Below are 404 nucleotides of genomic sequence, written 5' to 3'. Positions count from 1 at the left end.
TTTCGCAACTGTTCATGTGTGCGTATTATATTCTTAACCCATTATTTTATTCTGCCTCCCTCTATTTGTGTTGTTTGGTTGTTCAGGCTGTTTTTATACGTAATTTGTACCTTGTCGCCATCAAACTTACAATTCATTGTTTCAAAATGGGGACTTTCGATGTACCGCAAAATGAATGTCAAGGTCTGGTCATCTTGCCAATGGTAACTACCAAAAACCTTAAAGGGTGGAAATTCTCGGTACGCCGACGGAGACTGAATCAAGTTGGGACAAGGCTTTGTGGTTTCACCGGCCAACCAGGTTTCTTCACCGAAATCGAATTGTAAATCGTTGAAAATCAGCGAACATGTATCTCCTATCATTTGTATCGACATGTTTTTCAGTTGTTGGGCATTGTCGTTCAA

General features: G+C 40.1%; 1 protein-coding gene. It reads right to left on the bottom strand.

Features of this window, described 5'->3' with window-relative positions; translation table 11 throughout:
* Positions 1-41 precede the first annotated feature (41 nt).
* On the bottom strand, positions 42-404 hold a 363-nt coding region (locus ASC50_RS05180), incomplete at its 5' end, for a hypothetical protein (RefSeq protein ID WP_226995408.1).

The sequence above is a fragment of the Candidatus Symbiothrix dinenymphae genome (assembly GCF_001431085.1).
This window is presented reverse-complemented; position numbering and strand designations above follow the sequence as displayed.